Here is a 24,967-nt window from a genome sequence, read left to right as displayed (position 1 = left end):
GGTGAAGACACAACGTTTGTACAGAAATCACTACTCAGATCAAAAAGAGGGCCGTTATCGCTAGTCTGTTGACAGACAAGCAGCATACTAAAAAATATTGATCTAGTCATGTTGCATGAAAATTTGAAAATGAAGCCTCTTTGGAGTGGGGTTTCAGGTCTAACTAAAACGCTAGGGCTACGCTTCTTTTTTTTAGTAGTAGTTCTAGGCGTAGCTTCATGCATTCGACCTCCAGAACTCGTAGGCGTCGAAAATCCCCAATATCCTGCGTCAGATGTAGTTGAGGCCAAACGCCAAACAGTCTTTATTGCCACAACGCGACAGGCGTCCGGAGCAGAGGGTGTTTTTTATTCGGGCGACCGCAGCGATACACTTGGACTAGCTTCGGTGGTAGTCACCATTCCGCCAAATCACAAAGTTGGCAAAATAGAAAGAACCAGCGCTCTCCCACCCAACCCTTCGAAGCATTTCACTATCATCGACCCAAAGGTTTATGCATCGGAAAACGCTTTTGTTTCGGACATTGACAAACAACTTCTTGCACTTGGTGCTTCGGAGCGAAACGTCCTATTTTTTGTTCACGGCTACAATACGACCCTAAGTGACGCCATTCTTAGATTGGCCCAATTTGTTGAGGATACTGAGTACGATGGGGTTCCGGTGTTAATGTCTTGGGCATCTGCGGCAGAAACCCTCAAATATGTTTACGATATCAACAGTGCGCTTGCTGCTAGATCCGACTTTTTGAAAGCTGGTGAAATAGTTACGCGATCAAAAGCTCAGCAATTCGATATTCTTGCATTCTCAATGGGAGCGTTTCTTACAATGGAAGCGATCTCGCAAGCGGAGCTGGCCGGAGAATTCAATCCTCGAAAAAGAGTGCGGAACATTATTCTGGCGGCGCCGGATATAGACTTGGCCGTTTTTGAGAACCAGCTTTCCAAAATAAAACACGACAATCAAAAGATCTTTGTCTTAGTTTCGTCAGACGACAGGATTCTAAACTTCTCAAAATTCGTTTCTGGTGGAGTAGATCGCGTTGGCGCAACAGATGCAGCGGAACTCGCGAAGTCTGGAGTAACCGTTATCGATCTAAGCCAAGTAAGAGATTCTAAGAGCACCAGCCACTCAAAATTCGCTGCTTCGCCAGAAGTCGTTCGGATATCTGGTGAAGCAATCCGGACAAGTAGACGTTCCAGTAGACGATCAACTGTAGAACTTCAGGATCTAATCGGTGACGCTTCCGTGGAAATCGTGGGCACAAGGTAGTCTGATCGTTTTCCCCTATATAATAAGTCTTCTTCGACTAGAAATGTAAACGGCGGCTTTGTCCGCAATGCTGTCATTGGCGCCAAGCGCAGCGAATGCCTGCTTTCCGCCCGCAAACGACATTGGGGTACAGCTAGGTGAGAAATTTCAAGCGAAGTCTAGGGCATTCCTTTTGCAAGATTGCGTTAGTGTCAGTCATGGCTACTACCAAAGCTAACAACGCTTGCCATAGTACGTTCTCGAACGATTTTGCGTAATCCTACAAGTTCTCAGAAATCCAGATTCTCAACGCTCAGAGCATTCTGCTGAATGAATTCACGGCGTGGCTCCACCACGTCACCCATCAGTTTGGTGAAGAGATCATCCGCTTCAACCATGTCATCCACACGTACCTGCAAAAGGGTGCGTGCGTCCGGGTCCAGCGTGGTTTCCCATAGTTGATCGGGGTTCATCTCGCCCAAGCCCTTGTAGCGCTGAAGCGACAGGCCCTTTTCGCCCTCTTCCAGAATTGCGCGCAAAAGGTCCAGCGGGCCGTGGATCGCCTGCATCCGGTCTCGGCGGATCAGGGTAGCTGGGGTGTTGTAGACCTCTTGCAGGCTTTGTGTGAAGCTGCCGGTCTTGCGAGCCTCGCCCGAGCGCAACATGGGGCCGTCCAGTGTGCGTACCTCTTCAACTCCGCGAAGGATACGGGCGAGGCGGATGCCGTGATCTTGCGTAATGCGGCCCTGCCAACCGCGTTCATATTCCAGCGCGATCAGGTCGAGACGGGCGGCAACCTTGTCGGCAACGCCTTGCAGGTCGGCATCGACGGCACCGGGGACAAAGGCACCGGCCACAGCAGCCTGTTCCAGAATGTGGCGCGGGTAGTGGGTTGGGAAGGCATCCAGAACGCGTTTCAACTGGCGCGCTTCGTCGACGACGCGGGTCAGGTCCTGACCGACGATTTCCTCGCCCGAGCCTAGCTTCAGAACAGCACCCTCGACCCCCTGGTTGATCAGATAGTCATCCAGCGCGGCCTGATCTTTCAGGTAAACCTCTGATTTACCACGTGAAACTTTATAGAGCGGTGGCTGCGCGATATAGAGATAGCCACCTTCAATCAATTCCGGCATCTGACGGTAGAAGAAGGTCAGCAGCAGGGTTCTGATGTGCGCGCCATCGACATCCGCATCGGTCATGATGACGATCTTGTGGTAGCGCAGCTTTTCGATGTTGAACTCATCGCGGCCGATGCCGGTGCCTAGCGCCATGACGAGGTTCCCGATCTCCTGTGACGACAGCATCCGGTCAAACCGAGCGCGTTCGACGTTCAGGATTTTCCCGCGCAGGGGCAGAACGGCCTGAGTCAGACGGTCGCGACCGGTCTGGGCAGAGCCGCCCGCCGAGTCACCCTCCACCAGGAAAACTTCAGTCTTGGACGGGTCTTTCTCGGAACAATCTTTCAGCTTCCCGGCCAGATAGTTCACATCCATCGCCGTTTTGCGGCGGGTCAGCTCACGCGCCTTTCGGGCGGCCTCACGGGCCAATGCGGCCTCGATGATCTTGCCGACGATCCCTTTGGCTTCGTTGGGGTTTTCTTCGAACCACTCGGCCAGCTTTTCGTTCATCAGGCCTTCGACTGCAGGGCGGACTTCGGACGACACCAGCTTGTCTTTGGTCTGCGACGAGAATTTCGGGTCCGGCACTTTCACCGACAACACGCAGGTCAGACCTTCGCGCGCGTCATCGCCGGTAAAGCTGACCTTTTCCTTCTTCGCGATCCCGCTGGATTGCGCGTAGTTGTTGATCGTCCGGGTCAGAGCGCCCCGGAAACCGGCCACGTGCGTGCCACCGTCTCGCTGTGGGATGTTGTTGGTGAAGGGCAGAACCGTCTCGTGGTAGCTGTCGTTCCACCACATCGCGATTTCGACACCGATATCGTCCCGCTCCCCCTTGATATAAATCGGCTCAGGCATCGCGGGCGATTTGGAGCGGTCCAGGTATTTGACGAACTCCTTGACGCCACCCTCATAGAATAGCTCGGTCTCCAAACGTTCTGCAGGGCGCTCATCAATCAGGATGATCCGCACGCCCGAGTTCAGAAAGGCCAGCTCACGCAGGCGTTTCTCCAGCGTCTCAAACGAGTATTCGAGGTTCGAGAACGTATCGGTCGAGGCCAGAAAGCGCACTTCGGTCCCGGTGCGATCGCCGCATTCGCCGACGACTTTCAGATGCTCAGCGGTCTCGCCACGCTCAAAACGCGCTACGTGCTCTTTGCCCGCGCGCCAGATGCGCAGCTCGAGCCATTCGGACAGAGCATTTACAACCGAAACGCCCACGCCGTGCAGACCGCCAGACACCTTGTACGAGTTGCTGTCGAACTTACCGCCCGCATGCAACTGGGTCATGATGACCTCGGCCGCCGAGACGCCCTCTTCGGGGTGAATATCGACCGGGATACCACGGCCATTGTCACTGACCGACACGCTGGAATCGGCGTGAATTTTCACGGTCACATGGTCGGCATGACCGGCCAAAGCCTCATCAATTCCGTTGTCAACGACCTCATACACCATATGGTGCAGACCCGAGCCATCGTCCGTATCCCCGATATACATACCGGGACGTTTGCGAACCGCCTCTAAGCCTTTGAGAACTTTGATGGAATCTGCGCCGTATTCTTGGGGTGCCTGTGCGTCTTCGGACATGCCGTTAGTACCTATATTATTTTGGTAACTTATACGTTTTCTGGTGGGGAATGTCACGCGCTCCCCCAAGATTTTGTGGTTGAGATCCGATTTATCTGCGGATCAAAGCCGATCGAGGTCTGCCGCGATATCAGCTGCAATTTCGGCGGCGTTGACGTCGTCCCGTTCGGCCGTCAATCGCAGGCCCAGAAGGTCCGACTGATAGCGCGCAGCAAGGCGTTCGGGATCGTGATCAGGGCTTATCTCTCCGGCCTTTTGGGCGCGGCGAAACAGGTCTGCGAAACAGGATTTCATTGCGATCATATGCGCGCCTGCCTGACCGGCCAGATCGTGATCCTTTGCCTGCAACTCGGCATAGGTCTTGGCCAGCATACAAGCTTTAGTCGGCAGATCAGAGGCAGTAATCACGCGATAGGGCTGCGCCTTGAGCGCCCCGAGCGGCCCCAGCTCCTCAGCCAAGGCCAACATGCTCGCAACCCCGTCCTGCGCGTAGCGCTCCAGCGCCAGCGCATAGAGGGCATCTTTCGAGCCAAACGCCGCATAGAAACTGCCCGGCTTCAGTTTCAGTTCACGCTCAAGGTCCTTCAGCGACGTCCCCGCCCAGCCGTGACGCCAGAAGATATCACGCGCCTGCGCGATCAGCGCGTCTCGGTCATATGCGGGTTTGCGGGGCATTGGATCACCAATTCTTGAGCATTTGCTCAAATATATACTTGAGTGATCGCTCAAGAAACCCTAAATACGACTCATCGCGCCAGAAATCAGGAGTTTTGACATGGCCAACTTCCCGTCTCACGACCTCGAATCCGCCCCTGAAGAATCCAAACCGCTGCTGGAGAAATCACAAGCCGCCTTTGGCCGCCTGCCCGGTCTGCACAAGGTGATGGCGGAAAGCCCGCAGCATCTTGAGGCCTATCAGGTTCTGCACGGCCTCTTCCTGCAAACCGATTTCGACAATGATGAGAAAACCGTAGTTTGGCAGACCATAAACGTCGAAAACGAATGCCATTACTGTGTCCCCGCCCATACCGGAATCGCCAAGATGATGAAGGTCTCGGACGAGATCACCGAGGCTCTGCGCAACGAAACCCCGCTGCCGACTGCCAAGCTAGAGGCCCTGCGCACCTTCACCCTGCAAGTGATGGAAACCCGCGGTAACCCGACCGAAGAACAGCTGCAGGCGTTCTTTGACGCAGGCTATTCCCACCGCGCCGTTCTTGATGTTGTTCTGGGTCTGGCGCAGAAAACCATGTCGAACTACGTCAACCACATGGCCAAAACACCGGTCGATCAGGTCATGCGCGGCTTCCTGTGGGAACGCAAAGTGGGCGAACCGGCCTAAGCCGACACGACCGAGCCCTCATCGCCTTCGGTAACAACCAGCGTTTGGGCCCGGTCGCCCAATTCCGCAAACAGCTCAGGCCCGGTGCCCGTCATCCAGGCCTGAGCGCCTAGCGCACAGATCTCATCATAGAGCGCTGCGCGTCGCCCGGCATCCAGATGCGCAGCCACCTCATCCAGCAACACGATCGGCGGCGCGCCAACCATTCCCGCCAGAGCCCGTGCGTTCGACAGGATCAGGGACACCAGCAGCGCCTTCTGCTCACCCGTGGAACAATCTTTGGCCGGAACCCCTTTGGCAGCGAACACCCCATACAGGTCCGAGCGATGCGGCCCGACCAGAGTCCGCCCTGCTGCAAGATCACGGAAACGGCTTTCGCTCAACGTCTCCCGCAGATCATCCGCTGTCTCGGGCATCGCACCTTCTGTTTGGATCAACTCCAATTCGGCTGAAGGAAACGCCGTTTCGGCCTTTTCCTGTGCGGCACGCAAATGATCCAATGCTGCAAGACGCGCCGCATGGATCCTATACCCTGCCTCGGCCATCTGACCTTCCAAAGCCGTGTACCAATGGGCGTCCCGGACCTGATCTTTCAATAGCCGGTTCCGCTCACGCATAGCCTTTTCGTAGGTCAGCGAAGCCTCGGCATGCGTGGGATCAAAGCTCAGCGCGATGCGGTCCAGAAATCGCCGCCGCCCCTCAGCCCCTTCGATCCACAGCCGATCCATCGACGGGATCAACCACACCACGCGCGCGAGCTTGCCCAGATCAATCTGACTGGCAGCCTTGCCATCAATCCGAACCTGACGTGCCGCGCCGCCTTCGGACCATGTCTCGATCTCATATCGCCCGCCCTGCGCGCTCAGCAGGACGGACAGTTTCCAGCCCAAGGCCTCAGGCCGCCGGGTCATCTCAGCCGCACTGGCCCGCCGCATCCCGCGACCAGGCGAGAACAGAGACACCGCTTCAAGGATATTGGTCTTCCCGGCCCCGTTCGGCCCATGGATCGCAACCGGACGCCCATCCAAAGACAAACGCGCCAGCTTATGAGACCGAAAATGCGAGACCGTAAGTTCGGTCAGGGCCAATCCCATGACCCCTCCCTTCTTCTGTTCAAAAATACCTCCGCCGGAGGCATCGCGCGCCAGCGCGATCAGACACGCATCGGCATGACAACATAGACCGCGCTCAGATCATTACCTTCGCGCATCAAAGTCGGGTCACCGGCCGAGTTAAACAGGAACACCGCGTTCTCACGATCCACCTGCGATGCAATCTCGAGGAGGTATTTCGCGTTGAACCCAATCTCGAGACGTTCGTCACCGTAAGCGACGGCCAGCTCTTCTTCAGCCGCGCCGCTATCGGGTGCATTGACCGACAGCACCAACTTATCCGCATCCAGTTGCAGCTTCACGGCGCGCGAACGCTCTGACGAAACGGTCGCAACCCGGTCCACGGCTTGCGCAAACTCGGCCGCATCCACTTCCAGTTTGCGCGTATTGCCCTGCGGAATAACGCGTGTGTAGTCGGGAAAGGTGCCATCAATGACCTTCGAGGTCAGCGTGATATCCGGCGTGGCAAAGCGCACTTTGGTTTCGCTGACAGACACTGCGATATCCATCTCGTCATCATCCAGCAGTTTGCGCAGCTCACCCACGGTTTTACGGGGCACGATCACACCGGGCATGTCCGCAGCACCATCCGGCAGGTCCGCATCAATCCGCGCCAGGCGGTGACCATCGGTGGCCACACAGCGCAGGACCTTGCCGCCTTCGGACCCGTCCGCGACATGCATGTAGACACCGTTCAGATAGTACCGCGTCTCTTCGGTCGAGATGGCGAATTTCGATTTGTCGAACAACCGACGCAGCAACGCCGCCGACGCGGTGAAATTTGACTGATATTCCGAGGACGCCATGACCGGGAAATCCTCTTTCGGCAAGGTCGCCAGAGAGAAGTTCGACCGGCCCGCCTCAACCGTCAAACGACCTGCGGCGCTGTCGGCCGTCAGGGTGACCAGCGCGCCATCCGGCAGTTTACGCACAATTTCATGAAGGGTCGTAGCGGCCACGGTCGTCGCACCGGCCTTTTCGACCTGCGCAGGCGCTTTGTCGACAACCTCGATATCCAGATCAGTGGCTCGGAACAGGGCTTGGTCGCCTTCGGCCTCGATTAGCACATTGGCAAGGATCGGGATCGTGTTGCGACGTTCCACAACGGATTGGGCCTGGGAAACGGCCTTGAGAAGGGTGCCGCGTTCGATGCTGATCTTCATACCCTCTGTTCCTCTGACTTGCGTGCCGAAAATGGGCGGGACTGGCACGTTAGCGTCTCAGCCCTGAGGCACAAGGATTTTTTACCGATTTCTGGGTGGGAATACCCCGGTGGTCAAGAGGTACACGCGCGAAACGCGTCCATTCCTCCGCAACCGTGGAGATTAGCGCACAAGAAAACGCCCCGGACGCACTGACCCGGGGCATTTACTGACAATGGGTGCGATTCAGGCCTCCAGCGAGCGGCGCAGCATTTCCACGTCTTCTGCGATCTGACCATCAGTCGTCTTCAGCTCTTCGATGCGCTTGACCCCGTGCATGACGGTTGTGTGGTCGCGCCCTCCGAACCGACGGCCGATCTCTGGTAGAGAGCGGCTGGTTAGTTGCTTGCACAGATACATGGCTACCTGACGCGGACGAGCATAGGACCGCAGGCGCTTGGGGCCGATAATGTCGGACAGGCGAATGTTGTAGTAGTCCGACACTTTGCGCTGGATCTCCTCGACGGTGATTTTGCGCTCTGAGGCGCGCAGCACATCCGCCAGACAGTCCTGAGTCAGCTCCATGTCGATCTCACGCCCCACTAGCGAGGCAAAGGCGAACAGACGGGTCAGAGCGCCTTCGAGAACACGCACATTGGTCGAGATGCGATGCGCCAGGAACTCCAGCACGCCATCGGCGATAACAAGATCGGGATAGGTGGCGATGTGTTGCTGGACCTTGTTTTGCAAAATGCCCAGACGCAATTCGTAGTCGGTGGGATGCAGATCGACGACCAGACCACATTGCAGGCGGGATTTTACGCGATCTTCCAGATCCTTGATCTCACCCGGTGCGCGGTCCGCCGAGATGATGATCTGTTTGTTCTGGTCCACCAGAGCGTTGAAGGTGTGAAAGAACTCTTCTTGGGTCGAGTCCTTGCCCGCGATGAACTGCACATCGTCCACCATCAGCACATCGACCGAGCGGAACAGATGTTTGAAATCCATCATCCGGCGTTCGCGGAGAGCTTGAACAAAGCGATACATGAACTGTTCCGCCGACAGGTAAAGCACGTTCAGCTCGGGGCTTTTGGTTTTCAGCTCCCACGCGATCGCGTGCATCAGGTGCGTTTTACCCAACCCAACACCGCCGTAGAGAACCAGCGGATTGAACGTGACCGGGCCACCTTCAGCTACGCGGCGCGCGGCGGCATGGGCCAATTCGTTGGGTTTGCCGACAACAAAGCTGTCGAAGGTAAAACGCGTATCCAAGGGTGCGGCCTGTAGATCCTCGAGCGCCGCATTGGCAGATTCCGCAACTGGTGCAGCAGCTGCGGTCAACTTGGGTTCATCCGTGACAACTGCCGGTCGGGTGGTCGAATTGGCTGCCGCCTTGAACGCAAGACGTTGGACGGTCTCACCCGCGGTATTCAGTTCATACAGAATCAAATCTGCGAAATTCTGGCTGACGTAATTCCCCATGAAGTTGGTTGGCACTGAGAACACGGCTACACCATCCTGCAGCTCCTGAAATTCCAGAGGCTCAATCCAGGTGGTGAAGTTGTTCTTGCCAACGGCCTTCAATAGTTTGTTACGCAGTTGTCCCCATTTCTCTTGTGTCATCAAGCGCCTCACGCATCCCATTTTTTTTGACCTGTCGGTCTTATCAATCGTCGCCGGTTTCCCGGTCATTTACGTTCACGCACAAGGGTACCCTGCGCCGGACTGTCCCATCCGGCGGGTAAATGAATACTCAGCATGCACAAATCGTATCCCGCAGCAGGATCCCGGAAAACCGGGGCACGCGTAGTAACCCAATTGTTTGACAGGGCTGAGATCATCGGAAAACCCGAGACCCAGAGCAGATCGTTTCACCGGCCAAGGCCGGTTTTCGAACGCTGGTTCCTGCTGTCTGACTGATGCCCGTCAGTCAGATGGCTGGAACAGCCTGTCCCCCCAAGCGAGTGAATCGCTGACTCAGTGGTAGCAAGATGTTGCCTGTCGCGGCAACGAAACTCTGATATTGACTCGGAGTTCAGGGCGAAAGAATCTCTCGACTTCGTGAGGTCGCGGCTTTCTGGCAACAAACAAGAAAGGCGCCGCAATGCGCGACGCCTTTACGTAGGAAAACGCTTGACGTGTTCCAGCGGGAATCAACCCAGCGCTTTAACGCGTGCCGACAGGCGCGACATTTTACGCGATGCGGTGTTCTTGTGGAAAACGCCTTTGGTGACGCCACGCATCAGTTCAGGCTGAGCTGCGCGCAGAGCTGCGGTTGCAGCGTCTTTGTCGCCCGATGCGATCGCTTCTTCAACTTTGCGCAGGTAGGTGCGGATGCGCGAACGGCGCGCTTTGTTTACGGCGAAACGCTTTTCGTTCTGACGAGCGCGTTTCTTTGCTTGGGGCGAATTTGCCATGTGTCTCTGACCTTTGTTCGGTACGATTGTCTAGGGTTGCGCGCAACGGAAGTATCCGCACCGGATCAGAAATCACGAGTGTGAGTCGGGCCAAGCGGGCCGCACGCGCATGTATGACGGCGGTCTCTACCCAAGTTTTACAGGTTTGCCAAGCCGATTCTTGCCTCATATGTCCAACAAAAAAAGGCAGGCCACCGCCTGCCCTTCCGGAATTCTTTGTCGCGACGCTACTTGTCGCGGAATTGCGCGGCGCGTTTTTCAAGAAACGCCGCCATGCCCTCTTTCTGGTCTTCGGTCGCGAACATCGAATGAAAGACGCGACGCTCGAACAGAAGACCTTCGCTAAGCGGTAGCTCATAGCTGCGATTCACTGCCTCTTTGGCGGCTGCCGCCGTTAGCAGAGACTTCTCAGCAATCTTATGGGCTGCACCCACAGCTTCTTCGATCAGCTTTTTCGCAGGAACCACGCGGCTGACAAGACCCGCGCGCTCGGCTTCTTCTGCGTCCATGAAGCGACCGGTCAGGTTCATGTCCATCGCTTTGGACTTACCAACAAAGCGCGTCAGGCGCTGAGTGCCGCCGATACCGGCTATAACGCCCAGATTGATCTCGGGCTGGCCGAACTTGGCGGTGTCTGCGGCGATGATGAAATCGCATATCATGGCCAATTCGCAGCCGCCGCCCAGCGCGTAGCCCGCAACCGCCGCGATTATGGGTTTGCGAATGGCCGAGACGCGCTCGTTAACCGAGGCAAACAGGTCGGTGCTGAAAACGTCGACAAAGCTCATCTCGGACATTTCCTTGATGTCCGCACCCGCGGCAAAAGCCTTGTCCGAGCCGGTCAGCACGATGCAGCGCACCTTGTCGTTCTGATCCGCCTCTTCCAACGCATCGCAAAGCTCACCCACCAATTGGGTGTTCAGCGCATTCATCGCATCTGGTCTGTCGAGTTTGATAAGGGCGACGTGGTCTTCGATTTCGACGATGATCGTCTCAAAAGCCATGAGGTATAAGCTTCCGGTTGTTCCGTTCAGGTACGATTCCTTAACACGCGATTTCGCTGGATCAAGCTATCTTTGGCATTGCGCACAGTAGAAGGATGAGCGACCGGACTGGGTGATTCTCTTGATTTCGGCACCGCAACCCTGGGTTCGGCAGGATTCGCCTTCGCGGCCGTAAACATCAAAGCTGTGCTGAAAATATCCAAGTTCTCCATCGGCTTGACGGAAATCTTTCAGTGACGATCCCCCTGCTTCGATCGCGTCCTGCAACACCTGCCGGATGATCGGCACAAGGGCTGCGACACGCGCCGCAGAAATTTGTCCGGCTTTGCGACGTGGCGACACCTTGCCGCGATAAAGCGCCTCGCAAACGTAAATATTCCCCAACCCGGCAACGATTCCCTGATCCAGAAGCGCCGATTTGACCGGCGTGTTCTTGCCCTTGAACGCATCAATCAGGTGCTGTTCGTGAAAATCATTGCCCAATGGCTCTGGCCCCAGAACGGACAGCAGCTTGTGGTCTTCTGCGGTTGCGGTTGGCAGCAAATCCATGGCCCCGAACCGGCGCGGATCGTTGAACGTCACGCGGGCACCATTGGCCATGTGAAACACGACATGGTCATGCTTTTCGGGCATTGGATGGTCATGGACGAACTGCCCCAGCGGGTCACCTGATACCGTCATACGCCCCGACATACCCAAGTGAATCAACAACGTCTCGCCACTGCTGAGATCAGCCAGAATGTATTTTGAGCGCCGCCGCAGGCGCTGAACCGTCTGCCCGGTCAACCGCTCGGCCATACGCTCCGGGAAGGGCCAGCGCAGATCGGGGCGGTTCACATCTGCACGCTCGATCACCACCCCCTCCATCGCAGGGGTCAGGCCGCGTCTTACTGTCTCGACCTCGGGCAATTCGGGCATTAGTTGGCTCCTATTCCAAAGGGCCGCATTGTGCCCGCCTCTGATGGCCCTATAACAGAAGCGAAATTCGACAAACGGCAAGGCAAATGTCCGACAACAGCGACAAGACGACTCATTTCGGGTTCGAAACCGTGCGCGAGGCCGACAAGGCCGGGCGCGTACAGGGCGTTTTCAACTCGGTGGCCTCGAAATACGACGTGATGAATGATGTCATGTCGATGGGCATCCATCGGGTCTGGAAAGACGCGATGATGGACTGGCTTGCCCCGCACCCCGGTCAGCGCCTGCTGGACGTCGCAGGCGGCACCGGAGACATCTCGTTCCGCTTTCTCAAACGCGCGGGCTACGGTCACGCAACCGTCCTGGACCTGACCGAGCCGATGCTGGTCGAGGGCCGCCAACGGGCTGAGGCCGATCAGATGTCGGACAGCCTGAACTGGGTCGTCGGCGATGCGATGTCCCTGCCGTTCGAGGACAACACCTTCGACGTCTACACAATCTCCTTCGGGATCAGGAACGTCACCCGCCCGCAAGAAGCGCTGAACGAGGCCTATCGCGTTTTGAAACCCGGCGGCCGCCTGATGGTGCTGGAGTTCAGCCAGTTGCCAAATGACGGTCTGCAAAAGCTCTATGATCTCTACAGCTTCAACGTCATCCCGCGCATGGGCAAGCTGATCGCCAATGACTACGACAGCTACCAGTACCTTGTGGAATCGATCCGCAAGTTCCCCGATCAGGAGAAATTCCTGGGCATGGTTCGTACCGCCGGTTTTGAGAACGCCAAGTACCGCAATCTAAGCATGGGAATCGCCGCGCTGCATTCCGGCTGGAAGATCTAAATGCGCGGCCCTCACAACATCATACGCCTGATCCGCACAGGCGCCACGCTAGAGCGCACGGGCGCCATGAATGTCGTGCTGGACGCGTTCGAAGCCCCCCGCGCGGTCCGCTTTGTTGCCCACGCGCTCGGCAAACCGTTTCAATGGCTTGGGTACAAGGGCGACCCCGAGATGCCCCCTGCCACACGCGCCCTGACGGCGCTGGGTCCGGCGTATATCAAATTCGGACAGGTCCTGTCGACCCGACCCGACGTGGTTGGCAACGAACTGGCCGAGCAACTGCGCGTATTGCAGGACAAGCTGCCCCCATTCCCGAAGGCCGAGGCCATGGCTGAGGTCGAGAAGGAGCTGGGCCAGCCGATCTCGGACATGTTCAGCGAGTTCAGCGAACCGATCGCTGCAGCCTCGATCGCTCAGGTTCACAAGGCCAAGCTGGCGACCACAGGCGAAGACATCGCCGTCAAAGTCCTGCGTCCGGGAATCGAGCGCGCTTTCCGCAAGGATGTCGACGCGTTCTATTTCGCCGCCCGCATGGTACAACTCTGCGCCCCCGGCGCGCGCCGCCTCCGTCCTATGGAGGTAATCGAACATTTCGACGGCGTGGTTCGGGGTGAGCTGGACTTGCGTCTGGAAAGCTCGGCAGCCTCGGAATATGCCGCCAACACCAAGGATGATGCCGGGTTCTGGTTGCCTCCGGTCGTGTGGTCGCTGTCCGCGCGCCGGGTGATGACGCTCAGCTGGGCGGATGGCATCCCGCTTGGCGACAACGACGCCCTGGACGCCGCAGGCCATAACCGCCGCGATCTGGGCGAGCGTGTCCTGCGCCTGTTCCTGCTGCACGCCCTGCGCGATGGCTACTTTCACGCCGACATGCACCAGGGCAACCTGAAGGTCGCCGCCAACAGCGATATCATCGCCTATGACTACGGCATCATGGGCCATATCGACGAATACACCCGCCGGGTTTATGCCGAGATCCTCTTTGGCTTCATCCGCCGCGACTACAAACGCGTGGCCGAGGTGCATTTCGAGGCCGGATACGTCCCCGCCAATCAGGACGTCGACGAATTCGCCCGCGCCCTGCGCGCTGTGGGCGAGCCCATCTTCGGCATGGACGCCACCCATATCTCGATGGGCCGCCTGCTGAACTACCTGTTCGAAGTCACCGAACGCTTCGGCATGGAAACCCGGACCGAGCTGATCCTGCTGCAGCGCACCATGGTTGTGGTCGAAGGCGTCGCCCGCTCACTCGATCCGCATATCAATATATGGGAGGTCGCCCGTCCAGTCGTCGAGGATTACATCAAGAAATCCATCGGCCCCCGCGCGGCGCTCCGCGACTTTGGCAAAACCGCTCTGGTTCTGGCCCGGTTCGGCCCGCGCCTGCCCGCGCTGGTGGAAAACGCCCTGATCGCTCAAACCCAGAAAGACGATCAGACCAACTCCCGCCTGTGGTCCAAAGCCCTTCCCGCCACGCTCGGAGCCGTGGCAGGCGCTGCTTTGGTTTTGCTACTAACAGCGCTCAGCTAGGCGCCAGCCGCCTGCTTCATCTGGCTGAAAATATCCTCGGGGGGAATTGCGCTCAAGGCGCGATGGGGGGCAGACAGCCCCCCTGCCCAACTCGAAGTCAGAGCCGCTCTATGGCAATCGCAATACCCTGACCACCGCCGATACACATGGTGATCAGACCTTTGGAACCTCCAATTCGCTCCAACTCATACAAAGCCTTCAGCGTGATGATCGCACCTGTCGCACCCACCGGGTGACCCAAGGCAATCGCACCACCGTTCGGGTTTACCTTGTCGGCATCCAGACCCAGCTCTTTGTTCACAGCCAGAGCCTGCGAAGCAAAGGCTTCGTTGCTTTCGATCACGTCGAAGTCTTCCACCGTCAGGCCGGTCTTGGCCAGCAGGTTTTGCACAGCAGGCACCGGACCGATGCCCATCACCTCGGGGCGGACACCGGCGTGGCCGTAACCCAGAATACGCGCTTTCGGCTTCAGACCAGCCTTCTCGGCCGCGCCTGCCGTGGCCAGAACCATCGCTGCCGCGCCATCATTGATGCCAGAGGCGTTGCCCGCCGTTACCCGGCCATCCTTCTTGAACGCCGGACGCAGACCCGCCAGCGCCTCAATCGAGGTCGCCTTGGGATGCTCGTCGACCATGAAATCAACCATGTCGCGCTTAACCTTGACCTGAACTGGCGCGATCTGGCTCTGGAAAAATCCTGCCTCAATGGCCGCCGCGGCACGGGTCTGGCTGGTTAGAGCAAACTCATCCATCTGCTCGCGTGTGACCTGATGCTCATCGGCGACGTTCTCAGCCGTCACACCCATATGGCCGGTGCCAAAGGGGCAGTTCAGCGCACCCAGCATCATGTCGAGCGATTTGATATCGCCCATCTTGGCACCCCAGCGCGCCTGCTGCAGGATATAGGGGCTCCGCGACATGCTCTCAGCCCCACCAGCCACAGCAAATTCGGCATCACCCAGCATCAGCGACTGTACCGCCGACACAATCGCCTGCGCCCCTGAACCGCACAGACGGTTCACGTTCATCGCGGGGGTTTCGACCGGGATACCTGCCTGTTTGGCCGCCGCACGCGACAGATACATGTCGCGCGGTTCGGTGTTGATCACATGACCAAACACAACGTTGCCAATCTGGCCGCCTTCGACGCCCGATTTCTCCATCGCGGCTTCGGTCACAACGGTCGCCAGGTCAATCGGTGCGGTCGAGGCCAGAGCGCCCCCAAACGTTCCAACCGCCGTACGGGCCCCATCCAGAATGACGATATCTTTCATGTCTCTTCTCCTCTTGGACTTGGCGGCACTATTACGCCCAGTTGGCGCGTTGTCCTATACGACGTACCGTCACAAGCAGAATTGACAACCCATCGGGAAAAGCGCATCAGATTCCGTCATGACGGAAAACACAGACGATATCCTGACCCTTCTGCCCGCCCGCCTGAAAGAGGCGCGTCGCGCCAAGGGCCTGTCGCTGGAAGCTGTTGCCAATCTCAGCGGCGTATCTCGATCAATGGTCAGTCAGATCGAACGGGGCGAAAGCAGCCCGACCATCTCAACCCTGTGGAACCTGACGCGGGCCTTGCAGGTGGATTTCGCAGGGCTGCTGGAAGAGACCAAGACCTCAGATCAGATCGAGGTTCTGCGCCAGGCCGAGGTGCCCAGCATCGACAACATGGGCACAAACTGTCGGATCCGCATCCTGTCCCCCCCGGAAGAGGCCGGAGGGCATGAGGTCTACGACATCCGCTTTGACCACGACGGGACACTGAACAGCCAGCCGCATGCCCGCGGCACACGCGAACAGTTGACGGTTCTGGAGGGCGCGGTGCGCGTCACCTCGGGCACTGCGATATCTGAGATGCAACAGGGCGACACCGCCCGCTATGCGGCTGATGTGACCCATTCCATTGCCTCAATAGGCCCCGCGCGGGTTTTTCTGATCGTCAAGAACGCCTAAAACGTTTTGCGTTTTACCCGAGGCAAGTCCATCGAAATGCGCGTTCGCCTCTCGTCGCTCGCATGAGCGACTGTCGGCAACACATCGCGACCGCGATGTGTGAGAGACCGCAGCAAGAGGCAGCGTATTTCGTTTCAAATCAAACCCAAGACGACATATATTCCACCTTCACGGAAATTTTTCCCGTATAGCGTAATTCTCCTATTTGGGAATTACATCCGCTATGTTAGACATCCGACTCAGATGAACGGAGGTCGCCATGGCAGATGCATTCCTGTCCCATATCACGGACACCCTCGCGCAGATCGAATCCGAAGGTCTGTATAAACGCGAACGCATGATTACATCGCCTCAGGGCGGCGAGATTACGGTGGGCGACAAACAGGTCATCAACCTGTGCGCCAACAACTATCTCGGTCTGGCCGATCATCCCGCGTTGATCGACGCGGCCACAACTGCGATGGGGCCCAAAGGGTTCGGCATGGCCTCGGTCCGGTTTATCTGCGGCACGCAAGACATTCACCGCGAGTTGGAACAGAAGCTGGCCGAGTTCCTGAACAAGGATGACTCGATCCTGTTCGCCGCCTGTTTCGACGCGAACGGGGGGCTGTTCGAACCCCTTCTCGGCCCCGAGGACGCAATCATCTCGGACAGTCTGAACCACGCCTCGATCATCGACGGGGTGCGGCTGTGTAAAGCCAAGCGCTATCGCTATCTGAACAACGACATGAACGACCTCGAAGCCTGGCTGAAGCAGGCGCGTGAGGACGGGGCGCGGCATATCATGATCGCGACTGATGGCGTGTTTTCAATGGATGGCTACCTCGCCAACCTGCCGAAAATCCGTGAGTTGGCCGATAAATACGACGCCATCGTCATGGTCGATGATTGCCACGCTACCGGGTTTATGGGACCGAACGGCGCGGGCACGCCGGATCATTTCGGTGTCGATGTCGACATCCTGACGGGAACCTTGGGAAAAGCACTTGGGGGGGCAATCGGCGGTTATATCGCCGGGCCGCAGCCAGTGATCGACCTGCTGCGGCAGCGGGCGCGGCCCTATCTGTTCTCGAACTCGCTGCCGCCATCCATCGTCGCCGCCGGGATTGAGGCCATCCGTCTGGTCCAACAAGGCGACATGCTGCGCGCGCAGCTGTTCGGCAATGCCAAATACTGGCGGGCGGGGCTGGAGAAGCTGGGTTTTGACCTTTTGCCCGGTGAACACCCGATCATTCCCGTCATGCTGGGCGATGCGACATTGGCGCAGGGCATGGCGGCTCGATTGTTTGATGAAGGTGTCTATGTATCGGGCTTTTTCTTCCCTGTGGTTCCGCGCGGGCAGGCCCGGATCAGAACCCAGATGAACGCCGCACTGACACGGCAGGAGCTTGACCAGGCGCTTGCCGCTTTTGAGAAAGTCGGCAAAGAGCTTGGAGTCATCAAATGACCTTTGCCTCTGTCATCGACGCCATCAGCGATACCCCTTTGGTGGACTTGTCGCGCATCTGCCAGCAGCTTCAGCTGGACGGTCGCATTCTGGCCAAGCTGGATTATCTGTTGCCTGGCTTCTCGAAAAAAGACCGCGCGGCCAAATCCATCATCGAAATGGCCCGCACCGACGGAACGCTTACACCGGGCCAAACTGTGGTCGAGCTGACCTCGGGCAATATGGGAACCGGTCTGGCGATTGTCTGCGGGATCATGGGCCATCCCTTTGTCGCAGTGATGAGCGCCGGAAACTCGGTCGAGCGCGCGCGCATGATGCGGGCGTTGGGGGCTGAGGTGATCATCGTACCTCAGGCCCCGGGCAGCAAACCGGGTGAGGTTTCGGGCGCTGATCTGGCGCTGGTGGATGAGGCGGCGCAGACGGTTACTGCAGAACGCGGCGCGTTTCGCGCAGATCAGTTCGGTCATTCGGGTAACCCAATAGCGCATTCAACAGGGACCGGGCCGGAAATCTGGGAGCAGTCTGGCGGTGCGGTAACGGCCTTCTGTGATTTCGCCGGTTCAGGCGGCACCTTGGCCGGAGCAGCGGCATTCTTCGCGCCGCATGGCGTGCGGTGTTACGCCATCGAACCCGAAGGCGCACGGGCCTTGGCTGGTGAAGTCGTCGACACGCCCGACCATCCGATACAGGGCGGCGGCTATGCCATGGCTGACCTGACCCATATGAACGGCGTCCCCCTCGCCGGGCACCTTTCGGTATCTTGCAACACGGCCCGTGATTGCGCCCGGCTGCTCGCACGCAGCGAAGGGATCTTTTCCGGATACTCAGCCGGCGCGAACCTAGCTGGTGCGATCGATTTGCTGCGCGGCCCGGAACGTGGCGGCTGCGTCGCGATCGTCATTTGTGACAGCGGCCTGAAATACCTGTCCACCGATTTGTGGGAGTAGTGCAATGCGTCCCAATACAATGAAAGCACTGGAAAAATCCGAACCCAAGGAAGGCCTGTGGATGGTACAGGCCCCGGTGCCCGAGATCGGCCCGGATGAGGTGCTGATCCGGATCAACAAGACCGGCATCTGCGGGACCGACATTCATATCTGGAACTGGGACGACTGGGCCGCAGCAACCGTTCCCGTTCCGATGATCACCGGCCATGAATTCGCGGGTGAGATCGTCGAGATCGGCCGCAACGTAACCGGGCTTGAGATCGGGCAGCGCTGCTCGGGCGAGGGGCACCTGATCGGAACAGACAGCCGTCAGAGCCGCGCAGGCAAGTTCCACCTCGACCCCGGAACGCGCGGCATAGGCGTCAACGAACAAGGCGCGTTTGCGCAATACCTGAAACTGCCGGCCTTCAATGTCGTCCCCCTGCCCGACGACGTGCCTGACGAAATCGGAGCCATTCTCGACCCGCTGGGAAACGCCGTTCACACCGCGCTCAGCTTTGATCTGCTAGGGGAGGATGTGCTGATCACAGGCGCTGGACCGATTGGCATCATGGCCGCAGCCGTCGCCCGCCACGCAGGTGCCCGCAATGTGGTCATCACCGACATCAACCCCGACCGCCTGAAACTGGCCGAACATGTGGTGCCAACGGTTCGCGCAGTCGATGTCTCCAAAGAGGACCTGCAGGATGTTATCGCCGAGCTGGGATTGAAGGAAGGTTTCGATGTGGGGCTGGAAATGTCCGGCTCGCAAGTCGCGCTGGACCAAATGGTCGAGGCATTGGTTATGGGTGGCAAGATTGCCCTGCTGGGTATTCCGCCCGGCAAGTCCCCGGTCGATTGGTCCCGCATCGTGTTCAAGGCCATCACCATCAAGGGCGTGTACGGGCGCGAGATGTTCGAGACCTGGTACAAGATGATCGCCATGCTGCAAAACGGCCTGGATGTTAGCCGCGTGATCACCCATCAGATGAAAGTCGACGATTTTGCCGAAGGGTTTGCGGCCATGAAATCTGGTCAATCCGGCAAGGTGGTTCTCGACTGGACCTGACCCTCTGGCGCTGCGCGGGCTGACCCCTTACACATCGGGTAACCTCAGGCGTTTGGAGGAGCAAATGAGCGACACTGACAGGTATCTGGAACGCGGGATCGAAGACTCTCTGGTCACCGATTTCACCGAGACCCATCGCAAAAGCTATGGCGATTTTCTGCAACTCAAGACGCTGCTGAACCTGCAGAAGACGTTTCAGGACCCCGCCCAGCCCGACGAGATGTTGTTCATCATCATCCATCAGGTCAGCGAGCTGTGGCTGAAACTGATGCACCATCAACTGGTCGAGGTACGCCGATTCCTGCAGCAGGACGCGTTTGGTCCGGCGATGAAAAACCTCGACCGCATCAAAGCCATTCAACATCAGCTGATCGCGGCCTGGGAAACCCTGCTGACTATGACGCCCGCCGACTACATGACCTTTCGGCAGGCGCTTGGCAGTTCCTCCGGGTTCCAAAGCTATGGCTACCGCCAGATCGAGTTCATTCTGGGCAACAAGGATCCTTCGACACTGAAGGTTCACGCCCATGATCCCGAAGTGATGGAAATGCTGAACGCAGCCCTTACCAAGCCGTCGCTCTATGACGAGGTACTGCACATGCTGGCCCGCCAAGGTTTTGACGTGCCACAGGACCTGCTGGAACGGGACTATGCGCAGCCCTACTCCGGCGATCCTCGGGTGGTCAAAATCTGGGTTCAGGTCTTTCGGGAGACCGAAAAACACTGGGAGCTTTACGCGCTGGCAGAGAAGCTGATGGATGTGGAATGCCTGTTCCAACGGTGGCGGTTCGATCACGCGACCGCCGTTGAACGTGTCATCGGGATGCAACCGGGAACAGGAGGCTCCAGCGGCGTCGGCTTCTTACGCAAAGCATTGGAATTGCGCTTCTTCCACGATTTGTATGATATGCGCACAGAACTGATCTATGCGGGGGACTGATGCTGTATCGCGGGTTTTCACAGGCTGAACTGGAACAGGAATATTCGCCGAGATCTATGATCGGCGGTGATCTGACGCCTTACATTGCCAGCTATAGTGCCCTCAGCGCTCAGGCGCGGGGCAGTTTGACGGTTCAGGAAAATCTGACCTATGGTGCAGGCCCCGCACAGGTTCTGGATTATTTCCCAGCGGCCGAGGCAGGCGCGCCGCTGCATGTGTTTATCCATGGCGGCTATTGGCAGGCCCTTAGCCAGCGCGAGTCCGCCATGATGGCACCGGCGCTGATTGAAGCGGGTCAGGCTTTTGCGACACTGAACTATACTCTGGCCCCTGATGCCCGCATCGCGGACATGATCGACGAGTGCCGCGATGCGCTGCTCTGGCTAGCGTCGCAGGCTAAGTCCCTGGGGTTTGATCCGACCCGGATCACCTTGTCAGGGCACAGCGCCGGTGCGCAATTGGCCAGCATGGTTATGGCGCAGTCTGCAAACGCTCTGGCCCGCGCCGGCTTGAGGGTGCGCGACGTGATCCTGATCAGCGGCGTCTACGATCTGGAACCGATCAGCCTGACCTCGGTCAACGATCCGCTGCAACTGACACCGGTTGAGGTCAACGACCTTTCCCCCATACGCCACGTGCCACGACCCGGACCGCGCTACCACGTGACCGTGGCCGAGAGGGACACCCCGGAATTCATCCGTCAAAGCCGCGACTACGCCGAGCACCTGCGCAAGGCCGGACATTCTGTCAGCTTCGATCTGAAAAAGGGGATGCAGCATTTCGACATCATCATGCATCCCGGGACGTTCACATCTTCAAAGCAGTAGGGAACGCCCTAGTCTTCGCAATGCCCAGTGCTGGCCCCTGTCAATTCAAACTCGGGTCCTTGATGCCAATCCGTATGTTCAGGGATGACCGGGCCCAAGGGGATTGCACTCCGTCCGTTTCGCCGATCACATCCGTGCGCACCTGATCAAACATCTGCTCAAGGGTGAGACCTCTGGTCCCGATCGCACGTGCGATGGCTGCTGTGTAGGGGCTGTTGGTTCCGGTCCCGTCCAGTGCGACGTCGCCGGGTCCGGTGGCATAAGCGATCAGGTTGTTGGTGCGGGCTGTCATACGCGCAAGCCCGTCGCCGACATCCAGTGCACCGTCCGTTTCACTTCCAAAAGGATTGTCGCGGCACGCGTCCAGAATCATGACACTCACGGCCTGAGGTGTGTGAATGCGATCCAGAACCCACTCGGCCGGGACAGCCTGATCCGCAATATCAGCCTCGGACTGGATGTTCACGCCGAGCGGAAGCAGGTAGTTGAAATCATCACTGCGCACCCCGTGCCCGGCAAAATAGAACACTGCCAAAGCCTCGGACCCCGCTGCGCGCACGGTGCTGGCAAAAGCCTCGACCTCTTGCTCCATCTCTGCGCGGCTTGCATCCGTCAGTGTCGTGACCGCAAATCCTGCACCGCGCAGCTCTTCGCTCATCAAGCGCGCGTCGTTCACAGGGTTGTCGAGGGCGGGGACACTTGTGTACCCAGCATTCCCGATCACGAGGGCAAACCGTTCATGGGCCAATGCGGGCCCGGCGATCAGGGTGATGACAAAGCAGAGTGCTTTAAAAATACGCGTCAAGTCTATCTCCAAATCCTGTCGAACGAGAAAAGCAGGTCTCTTCGTTTGGCCCTTAAGTGCTGCGGGTCCGTTCAATCACGACCAACAGTAAATCAAGACCGGGGCTCGAAAGTCCATATACGAACTTGTTACAGCCCAGTGCAGAGCTTGAATGTAACGAGGAACACGTTGAACCAAAAAATAGACGTAGATCGCGATTTGCCAAAAAAAACAGCGGCCCAAGTCGAGCCGCTGTTTTCAAACTTACTTGTGTAACCGGATCAGTCCAGCGTGCGGGAGACTTCTTCGCGCTCGAAGATTTCGATCACGTCGCCTGCGCGGATATCGTCGTAGTTCTCGAACGCCATACCGCATTCCTGACCCGACTGAACCTCGGCCACTTCGTCCTTGAAGCGCTTCAGCGTCTTCAGCGTACCTTCGTGGATCACCACGTTGTCGCGCAGCAGGCGGACACCTGCGGAGCGGCGGGCAACGCCTTCGGTGACCAGACAGCCAGCAACCTTGCCGACGCCGGTGACCTTGAAGACTTCGCGAATTTCGGCGTAACCGATGAACTTTTCGCGGATCTCGGCGCTCAGCAGGCCGGATGCGGCGGCTTTCACGTCATCCACGAGGTCATAGATCACCGAGTAATAGCGAATCTCTACACCCTTCTGGTTTGCGGTGTTCCGCGCAGACGCGTTGGCACGGACATTGAACCCGAAGATCGGTGCGCCGGAGGCTTCTGCCAGACCGACATCCGTCTCGGTGATCGCACCTACACCCGAGTGCAGAACGCGCACGCGCACCTCGTCGTTGCCGATCTTTTCCATCGCCTGAACGATGGCTTCGGCCGAACCTTGTACGTCCGCCTTCATCAGAATCGGCAGCTCGGTGACGTTTTCGTCTTCCTTGGCCTTCTGCATCAGCTGCTCAAGGGTGGTCGCGGCACCGGCGGCGGCGCGTTTGTCCTTGGCGGCTTGCTCACGATAGGCAGCAATCTCACGCGCCTGCGCTTCGGTCTCGGTCACGTTCAGAACGTCACCGGCCTCGGGTGTGCCGTTGAGACCCAGAACCTCGACCGGAACCGAGGGGCCGGCTTCCTTCACGCGATCACCCTTGTCGTTGATCAGCGCACGGACCTTACCGTATTGCTCACCCACAACGAAGATATCGCCTTGGCGCAGCGTGCCGTTCTGAACCAGAACGGTGGCCACGGGGCCGCGACCCACATCCAGCTGCGCCTCGATCACAGCGCCTTGGGCGGCGCGGTCGGGGTTGGCTTTCAGCTCCAGAATTTCGGCCTGCAGCGCGATGGCTTCCAGCAGTTCATCCAGACCCTGACCGGTGATGGCAGAGACTTCAACATCCTGAACCTCACCCGACATTTTCTCGACGATCACTTCATGCTGAAGCAGATCGGTACGGACCTTGTCCGGATTTGCATCTGGCTTGTCGACCTTGTTGATCGCCACGATCATCGGCACTCCGGCCGCCTTCGCGTGGTTGATCGCCTCGATCGTCTGCGGCATCACGGCGTCGTCTGCCGCCACAACCAGAACCACGATATCCGTGACCTGAGCACCGCGCGAACGCATCGACGTAAACGCCGCGTGGCCCGGGGTATCCAGGAAGGTCAGCGTGGTGCCGCCATCGGTTTTCACCTGATACGCTCCGATGTGCTGGGTGATGCCACCGGCCTCACCTGCAACAACGCGCGCGTCGCGGATTGCATCCAGCAGCGATGTCTTACCGTGGTCAACGTGACCCATGATTGTGATGACTGGCGGACGCGGCTGCAAATCGTCTTCGCTGTCTTCGACCTCTTTGATGACGTCTTCAACGTCCGAATCGGAGACACGAGTGACCTTGTGGCCAAACTCCTCGATGATCAGTTCCGCTGTGTCAGCGTCGATGGTCTGGTTCTGAGTAACCATCATGCCCATCTGCATCAGCGACTTAACAACATCAGCCACACGTTCGGCCATACGGTTGGCGAGCTCTGACACCATGATGGCCTCGGGCAGCTGAACGTCACGAATGACCTTTTCGCGTTCGACCGAACCCCCCATAGCTTTCTGACGCGCACGCTCTTGCTTGCGCTTCATCGCGGCCATCGAGCGTTGGCGGTTGCCTTCGCCACCGGTGGCCTGACCCAGTGTCAGCTTGCCTGAGCGGCGGTTGTCGTCGCGGCCTTTGCCACGACCGCGCTGTTCACGCTCACGATCCTGTTTGCGCGGAGCAGCCGCAGGTGCAGGCTTGCTGGCCGGGCTACGGGCCGCTTTGGGCTCTTCCGGGGCCGGGGCGGCAGCAGCGCGTTTGGCAGCTTCTTCCGCCTCTTGGCGCTTGCGCTCTTCTTCTTCGGCCTTGGCGCGGGCTTTCTCTTCGGCCTCACGCTGTTCGCGTTCCTTGGCCTCTTGTTCCGCACGGCGACGGGCGCGTTCTTCTTCACGCGCCTTTTCAGCTGCCTCACGAGCGGCGGCCTCTTCGACCTCGCGCGCTTTGGCGGCTTGCAATGCCTTCATCCGGCGGGCCATTTCCGCGTCGGAGATCCCGGCAGGACGGCGCGACGGATCACCCGAGGGCGTTGCTCCGCCACCCGGCTTTCCGGCACCCGGCTTGGGGACCACCACGCGTTTGCGTTTGGTTTCCACCACGACATTCTTGGTGCGTCCGTGGCTGAAACTCTGTTTCACATTTCCGGGGCGTGCCCCGCCACGAAGACCCAATGTCTTTTTGCCGTCATTATCGCTCATAAA

Annotated in this window: 21 protein-coding genes; 10 read left to right on the top strand and 11 right to left on the bottom strand. The window is 58.3% G+C overall.

Going from position 1 to position 24,967, the window contains the following annotated elements; genetic code table 11:
• Positions 1-108 precede the first annotated feature (108 nt).
• Positions 109-1,269 carry an alpha/beta hydrolase gene (locus ACR0KL_RS14265; RefSeq protein WP_170679152.1) on the top strand — a complete coding sequence of 387 codons (1,161 nt, stop codon included), beginning with the start codon at positions 109-111 and terminating at the stop codon, positions 1,267-1,269.
• Positions 1,270-1,538: 269 nt separating this feature from the next.
• Here ACR0KL_RS14265 and gyrB read toward each other — a convergent pair whose 3' ends face one another.
• Positions 1,539-3,956 (bottom strand): DNA topoisomerase (ATP-hydrolyzing) subunit B, encoded by a 2,418-nt coding sequence (gene gyrB, locus ACR0KL_RS14260; protein WP_170643552.1) that lies wholly within the window; start codon positions 3,954-3,956, stop codon positions 1,539-1,541.
• A gap of 102 nt (positions 3,957-4,058) precedes the next feature.
• Entirely contained in the window at positions 4,059-4,631 is a 573-nt protein-coding gene (locus tag ACR0KL_RS14255) for a TetR/AcrR family transcriptional regulator (RefSeq protein WP_170679194.1), read from the bottom strand.
• A 100-nt stretch (positions 4,632-4,731) separates the two neighbouring features.
• Between ACR0KL_RS14255 and ACR0KL_RS14250 the strand changes: the two genes are divergently transcribed.
• A complete protein-coding gene (locus tag ACR0KL_RS14250; protein WP_170679196.1) occupies positions 4,732-5,298 on the top strand; it encodes a carboxymuconolactone decarboxylase family protein in 567 nt (188 codons plus the stop codon).
• Here the strand turns inward: ACR0KL_RS14250 and recF are convergent.
• The 6 genes from recF to mutM form a co-directional block, all read right to left on the bottom strand.
• The gene (gene recF, locus ACR0KL_RS14245; protein ID WP_480777177.1) at positions 5,295-6,392 is read right to left on the bottom strand and encodes a DNA replication/repair protein RecF; all 1,098 of its coding nucleotides are present in this window, start codon (positions 6,390-6,392) and stop codon (positions 5,295-5,297) included. The genes ACR0KL_RS14250 and recF overlap by 4 nt on opposite strands.
• 59 nt (positions 6,393-6,451) lie before the next feature.
• Positions 6,452-7,573 carry a DNA polymerase III subunit beta gene (gene dnaN, locus ACR0KL_RS14240; protein WP_170679200.1) on the bottom strand — a complete coding sequence of 374 codons (1,122 nt, stop codon included), beginning with the start codon at positions 7,571-7,573 and terminating at the stop codon, positions 6,452-6,454.
• A 225-nt stretch (positions 7,574-7,798) separates the two neighbouring features.
• Positions 7,799-9,175: a chromosomal replication initiator protein DnaA gene (gene dnaA, locus ACR0KL_RS14235; protein WP_425084193.1), complete on the bottom strand. Its 1,377-nt coding sequence runs from the start codon at positions 9,173-9,175 to the stop codon at positions 7,799-7,801.
• Positions 9,176-9,705: 530 nt separating this feature from the next.
• On the bottom strand, positions 9,706-9,969 hold the full coding sequence (gene rpsT / locus ACR0KL_RS14230; RefSeq protein ID WP_142638226.1) for a 30S ribosomal protein S20: 264 nt from the start codon (positions 9,967-9,969) through the stop codon (positions 9,706-9,708).
• Between the two features lie 227 nt (positions 9,970-10,196).
• Positions 10,197-10,973 (bottom strand): enoyl-CoA hydratase, encoded by a 777-nt coding sequence (locus ACR0KL_RS14225; protein ID WP_170379984.1) that lies wholly within the window; start codon positions 10,971-10,973, stop codon positions 10,197-10,199.
• 66 nt (positions 10,974-11,039) lie between these two features.
• Positions 11,040-11,891, bottom strand: a complete 852-nt coding sequence (mutM, locus tag ACR0KL_RS14220; protein ID WP_170679202.1) for a bifunctional DNA-formamidopyrimidine glycosylase/DNA-(apurinic or apyrimidinic site) lyase — start codon at positions 11,889-11,891, stop codon at positions 11,040-11,042.
• Between the two features lie 86 nt (positions 11,892-11,977).
• Here mutM and ubiE point away from each other — a divergent pair, with 86 nt between their 5' ends.
• Together ubiE and ubiB are read left to right on the top strand one after the other, a co-directional pair.
• On the top strand, positions 11,978-12,730 hold the full coding sequence (gene ubiE / locus ACR0KL_RS14215) for a bifunctional demethylmenaquinone methyltransferase/2-methoxy-6-polyprenyl-1,4-benzoquinol methylase UbiE (protein ID WP_170679204.1): 753 nt from the start codon (positions 11,978-11,980) through the stop codon (positions 12,728-12,730).
• Positions 12,731-14,260, top strand: coding sequence for a 2-polyprenylphenol 6-hydroxylase (gene ubiB, locus ACR0KL_RS14210; RefSeq protein WP_480777176.1), 1,530 nt, complete (start codon positions 12,731-12,733; stop codon positions 14,258-14,260).
• Between the two features lie 97 nt (positions 14,261-14,357).
• Here the strand turns inward: ubiB and ACR0KL_RS14205 are convergent, their stop codons facing one another.
• The gene (locus tag ACR0KL_RS14205) at positions 14,358-15,533 is read right to left on the bottom strand and encodes an acetyl-CoA C-acyltransferase family protein (protein ID WP_170679208.1); all 1,176 of its coding nucleotides are present in this window, start codon (positions 15,531-15,533) and stop codon (positions 14,358-14,360) included.
• A 118-nt stretch (positions 15,534-15,651) separates the two neighbouring features.
• Here ACR0KL_RS14205 and ACR0KL_RS14200 point away from each other — a divergent pair, with 118 nt between their 5' ends.
• From ACR0KL_RS14200 to ACR0KL_RS14175, 6 genes are all read left to right on the top strand, one after another.
• Positions 15,652-16,215, top strand: a complete 564-nt coding sequence (locus ACR0KL_RS14200; RefSeq protein ID WP_170550269.1) for an XRE family transcriptional regulator — start codon at positions 15,652-15,654, stop codon at positions 16,213-16,215.
• 259 nt (positions 16,216-16,474) lie between these two features.
• Complete coding sequence (locus ACR0KL_RS14195) at positions 16,475-17,662, top strand: glycine C-acetyltransferase (RefSeq protein WP_170679210.1); 1,188 nt, start codon at positions 16,475-16,477, stop codon at positions 17,660-17,662.
• Complete coding sequence (locus ACR0KL_RS14190; protein ID WP_170679212.1) at positions 17,659-18,609, top strand: cysteine synthase family protein; 951 nt, start codon at positions 17,659-17,661, stop codon at positions 18,607-18,609. Before ACR0KL_RS14195 ends, ACR0KL_RS14190 begins: the two co-directional genes overlap by 4 nt.
• Before the next feature lie 19 nt (positions 18,610-18,628).
• Positions 18,629-19,657, top strand: coding sequence for an L-threonine 3-dehydrogenase (gene tdh, locus ACR0KL_RS14185; RefSeq protein ID WP_170679330.1), 1,029 nt, complete (start codon positions 18,629-18,631; stop codon positions 19,655-19,657).
• Between the two features lie 64 nt (positions 19,658-19,721).
• Entirely contained in the window at positions 19,722-20,597 is an 876-nt protein-coding gene (locus ACR0KL_RS14180; RefSeq protein WP_170679213.1) for a tryptophan 2,3-dioxygenase, read from the top strand.
• A complete protein-coding gene (locus ACR0KL_RS14175; RefSeq protein ID WP_170679214.1) occupies positions 20,597-21,424 on the top strand; it encodes an alpha/beta hydrolase in 828 nt (275 codons plus the stop codon). Before ACR0KL_RS14180 ends, ACR0KL_RS14175 begins: the two co-directional genes overlap by 1 nt.
• Positions 21,425-21,464: 40 nt before the next feature.
• Here ACR0KL_RS14175 and ACR0KL_RS14170 read toward each other — a convergent pair whose 3' ends face one another.
• Both ACR0KL_RS14170 and infB read right to left on the bottom strand, forming a co-directional pair.
• Positions 21,465-22,229, bottom strand: coding sequence for a caspase family protein (locus ACR0KL_RS14170; protein ID WP_170641892.1), 765 nt, complete (start codon positions 22,227-22,229; stop codon positions 21,465-21,467).
• Positions 22,230-22,489: 260 nt separating this feature from the next.
• Positions 22,490-24,964 (bottom strand): translation initiation factor IF-2, encoded by a 2,475-nt coding sequence (gene infB / locus ACR0KL_RS14165; RefSeq protein WP_480777175.1) that lies wholly within the window; start codon positions 24,962-24,964, stop codon positions 22,490-22,492.
• Positions 24,965-24,967 lie beyond the last annotated feature (3 nt).

Source organism: Ruegeria sp. C8, from assembly GCF_056537565.1.
This window is presented reverse-complemented; position numbering and strand designations above follow the sequence as displayed.